The sequence below is a fragment of the Bradyrhizobium sp. genome (assembly GCF_028868675.1).
Classification (GTDB): domain Bacteria; phylum Pseudomonadota; class Alphaproteobacteria; order Rhizobiales; family Xanthobacteraceae; genus Bradyrhizobium.
Genome location: NZ_JAGWUA010000297.1, coordinates 1 through 4,122, shown reverse-complemented (window position 1 = coordinate 4,122; position 4,122 = coordinate 1). Strand labels below are relative to the sequence as shown.

Sequence of the window (4,122 nt, the reverse complement as noted above, 5' to 3'; positions counted from 1 at the left end):
CCCGGCGACGCGTAGGAACCGCGCCGGGAGGTCGTCAGCTTCAGCCCGGCCAGCGCCTCGGCCTGCTTCACGGCGGCAGCGACGCCGTCGACGACAGGCACGCTGAATTTTTCCGATAGTTTCTGCGCGAGATCGGCCATCCCGGCGCAGCCCAGCACGATCGCCTCGGCGCCCTTGTCGAGCGCGCGGGATATCTCGGCTTCTAGTTTTGCTTCCGCGCCCGAGCCGGGCTTTTCGAGATCGAGCACCGCGACGTCGCAGGCGGTGACTTCGGCGCGTTCCGCAAAGCCGTAGCGGCGCACCAGTTCCTGGAGCGGCACGATCGAGCGCGGCAGCGTGGTGACGACGGCGATGCGCTTGGCGATCTGGCCCGCCGTCACCAGCGCCGCCTCGCAAATCCCGACCACCGGAAAGCGCGCCGCGGTCCGCGCGGCATCGAGACCGGTGTCGTCGAAGCACGCGACAATCGCAGCGTCGGCGTCCGGCGCATTCATCAGCGCCTGGATCAGGCCGGGTACGGCGAACGCTTCGTCATAGTAGCCTTCAATCGAGACCGGCCCCATCGCCGACGTGACGGCGGAAATTTCGGTGCCCGCCGCAGCGACGGCGCGCGCCGCAGCGCCGATCGTTTCGGTCATCGAGGCGGTGGTGTTGGGATTGACGATCAGGATTTTTGTCATGGGCACATGGTAATGCGTATCGAGCGCCGCGCAACTCCGTCGTGGTCGTCCCTGCGAACGCAGGGACCCATACCGCGTGATCTCTCAATAAGGCCGATTGGCTAGTACCAACCGCCAAACCAACGCCGGTGGTTATGGGTCCCTTGGGTTCACGAGACAAGTGCAACACCTGCTAGGGTGTTGTGGCGATGGGACAATGTTATGGCCAGCTCAGCCTTGAAGAGCGCGTTGAGATTTACCGCCTGCATGCAGGCGGTAAATCTCAAAACCAAATTGCGGATGCGCTTAACCGTGCGCCGTCGACGATCAGTCGGGAACTGCGGCGCAACTCCCGACCTACCAAGGTCTGGAAGGGCGGCTACGAGCCAGTCCGCGCTCAACAATTAGCCGAACGCCGGCGACGGCAGGATGGCCGATTCAAGCTGGCGCGCCAGTCGGACCTGCGGGACTGCGTCGGCAAAAGCCTTGCGATGGGACATTCCCCGGAGCAGATCGCTGGCCGACTGGCGCTAGAACATGGTCGCGTCATCATCAGCCACGAGTCAATCTATCGTTTCATCTATCATCGGACGGCCCAGAAGGATTACTGGCACCGCCTGCTGCCGTGTCACAAACTCAGACGCGGGCACCGGCGACGCCCAAGCGGCAGCCCTGCCAGCTTCATCAAACAACGGCGCTCGATTGATGAACGGCCCTGCGAGGTCGAAGACCGCCAGACGTCGGGCCATTGGGAAGCCGACTTCATGCTGTTCGCCCGATATGGCCAGGGATTGCTGGTTCTCCACGAGCGACAAACTCGCTTCAGCATAGTGCTGCACCCGCTCGATCGAAAAGCGGTCCCGACCGCTCGGAACATCGCCCGTCAACTCGGCAAACTTCCACAGACGCTGCGTAAAACCATCAGCTTCGACAACGGGACCGAGTTCGCCGAACATCACAGGCTTCACAACGCCATTGGCGTCCAAACCTTCTTTTGCGACCCCCACAGCCCCTGGCAGAAAGGCGGCGTGGAAAATTCCATTGGGCGCCTGCGACGCTCCCTGCCTCGCAAAACCGACCTCAAATCCATCTCGGCAGCCGCTCTCCGTCGGCTCACTCAGCGTCTCAACGATACCCCGCGCAAATGCCTGGACTTCAAGACACCCGCCGAGGCATTCTCCAAACTTAAATCAGCCGTTGCACTTCAAACGTGACCCCATCTCCCTGCGTTCGCACTAGGGCATCTACACGTCTCGGGGGCGCGACAGATTGACTCGTGGCGACATAATGTGCCGCCGCCTGAGTGACTTGTATGATTCCCTATCTGGCGCTTTGATTCGAAGGAGCGCCAGAGATGCGGCAGGAACCGGATTTGTCCCTGGGTAAGTTTGGAGACGTTCGCCTCGATAAAAGGGGGCGACGCTTCTCCGTGCTATGCTTTGCACACGCAGCGTGCGTTTACAGCAGATGGCGCAGGGCGACTGGGCTGCGAACATGGCGTTCTGGCGGTTTATCAATAATCCACGGGTCACGACCGACAAGCTGATCGAAGGCTGGAGCCAGCAGACGGCGGCCACAGCCAGCGGACGTCATGTGCTGTCAATCCAGGACACCAGCGAGATCAAATTCCACACCCGCGAGGGACATCGGCGCGGCTTGGGCAAGGTCGGCAAAGGCAATGCGCGCGGCGTGCTGCTGCATGCCATGATCGCGGTCAATGCCGACAGCGGGGTCTGCCTCGGGCTCACCGGCGGCGAGGTGTGGACGCGCAAGCGCAAGAAGATCGCTCACGAGAAGCGAGCCTTGGCCGACAAGGAGTCGGAACGCTGGGTGACGACGGCCGCGCAAGGCTGCGAGGTTCTGGCTGCGGCGCGCATGATCACCGTCATCAATGACCGTGAGGGAGAGTTCTTTGCACACTGGGCGTTGACGCCCGGCGACAACGTCCACCTGCTGACGCGGGCCATGCATGATCACGCCCTGGCCGATGGCGGAACGCTTTATGAAGCCGTGGAGCGAGCCCGCTTCTGTGACGAGGCGGTGATTGATTTGCCGCAACGGGTGGATCGCCGCGCTCGCCAGGCCCGTCTCTCCATGCGCATGGGAACCGTCACGATCAAACGGCCGCAGCGCCCCGGCGTGAAGGATCTGCCGAAGGGCGTCGAGGTCAGCTTCGTCGAAGTCGTCGAGCGGCGCCCGCCGAAAGGGGCTGAACCCATTCATTGGCTGCTTTTGACCACTCACCCGATTGCTACCACGGCCGATGCCTGGAGGGTCGTCTCCTGGTACAAGCAGCGCTGGATCATCGAACAGCTCTTTCGGTCGCTGAAGAGCCAGGGTCTGCGCATCGAGGACAGCCTGCTCGACAGCGCTGAAGGCCTGATCAAACTGGTGGCGATCGCCACCAGAGTGGCATGTGTCGTCATCCAGCTCGTTCAAGCTCGAAATGGCGGCGAAGAATTACCGGCCGAATTTGTCTTTACGCCGGACGAGATCGAAGCACTCAGGGCCATCAACAAAACCCTCAAAGGCCGCACCGAGCTCCAGAAAAACCACCATCGCCCAAACACCATGGCGTGGGCCGCATGGATCATCGCAAAGCTCGGCGGCTGGACCGGCTACGCCTCCCATCGCCCGCCTGGACCAATCACCTTCCACATGGGAATGGCTCGCTTCCAACTCCTCGTTTATGGGGCCCAAACCGTGTAGAGGCCCTAGTGCGTTCGCAGGGACGACTCGTGGAGAGGACTTCGCGCCTTCAACCCCTTTCAACTTGTCCTGGCAGACCCCAGATACAGCCCCATGTCCTCACAATCCCCCGACATCAAAATCACGCCCGACGCGCCGGTTCGCGCGCCGTCGTCCGTTCCCGTCGATGATGCGGTGCTGCCGTTCGAGGTCGCCGAGCTCGACCTGCGCGGACGGCTGACCCGCCTCGGCCCCGCGCTCGACGATATCCTGACCAAGCATGACTATCCGACGCCGGTCGGAAAACTGCTCGGCGAGGCGATCGTGCTGGCGACGTTGCTCGGCTCGGCGCTCAAATTCGAGGGCCGCTTCATCCTGCAGACCCAGACCGATGGTCCGGTGTCGTTCCTGATCGTCGACTTCCAGTCGCCCGACCGCCTGCGCGCCTATGCGCGTTATGACGCGCGGCGGCTGAAGGACGGCCAGGATTCCGGCCAGTTGCTCGGCAAGGGCCATCTGGCCATGACCATCGACCAGGGCGCGGACATGAGCCGCTATCAGGGCCTCGTCGCGCTCGACGGCGGCAGCCTGGAAGACGCTGCGCATGAGTATTTCCTGCGCTCCGAGCAGATCCCGACCCGGGTGCGGCTTGCGGTGGGTGAAGAATGGCGCGGCGGCGACGGCAGCGGTCCAAAACACCGCTGGCGCGCCGGCGGCATGCTGCTGCAATTTCTGCCGAAGGCGCCGGAGCGCGCGCGGCAGGCCGATCTGCATC

Annotated in this window: 4 protein-coding genes; 3 read left to right on the top strand and 1 reads right to left on the bottom strand. The window is 63.0% G+C overall.

All coding sequences use genetic code 11. The features are described 5' to 3' along the window. Window positions 1-680, bottom strand: a 680-nt coding sequence (locus tag KGM94_RS23940) for an aspartate/glutamate racemase family protein (protein ID WP_300264801.1), incomplete at its 3' end; no start/stop codon positions are given. A 188-nt stretch (window positions 681-868) separates the two neighbouring features. On the opposite strand from KGM94_RS23940, the gene KGM94_RS23935 reads away from it, so the two are divergent. From KGM94_RS23935 to KGM94_RS23925, 3 genes are all read left to right on the top strand, one after another. Next, window positions 869-1,873: an IS30 family transposase gene (locus KGM94_RS23935; protein ID WP_300264798.1), complete on the top strand. Its 1,005-nt coding sequence runs from the start codon at window positions 869-871 to the stop codon at window positions 1,871-1,873. Between the two features lie 253 nt (window positions 1,874-2,126). Beyond that, complete coding sequence (locus KGM94_RS23930; RefSeq protein WP_300264795.1) at window positions 2,127-3,368, top strand: IS4 family transposase; 1,242 nt, start codon at window positions 2,127-2,129, stop codon at window positions 3,366-3,368. 93 nt (window positions 3,369-3,461) lie between these two features. After that, the coding region (locus tag KGM94_RS23925; protein ID WP_300264791.1) for an Hsp33 family molecular chaperone HslO at window positions 3,462-4,122 on the top strand (661 nt) is incomplete at its 3' end.

What these genes read in the sequence shown, in the direction of transcription:
- KGM94_RS23935 (WP_300264798.1), top strand. Translation starts at nt 869, where the DNA reads ATGGGACAATGTTATGGCCAGCTCAGCCTTGAAGAGCGCGTTGAGATT.
- KGM94_RS23930 (WP_300264795.1), top strand. Translation starts at nt 2,127, where the DNA reads ATGGCGCAGGGCGACTGGGCTGCGAACATGGCGTTCTGGCGGTTTATC.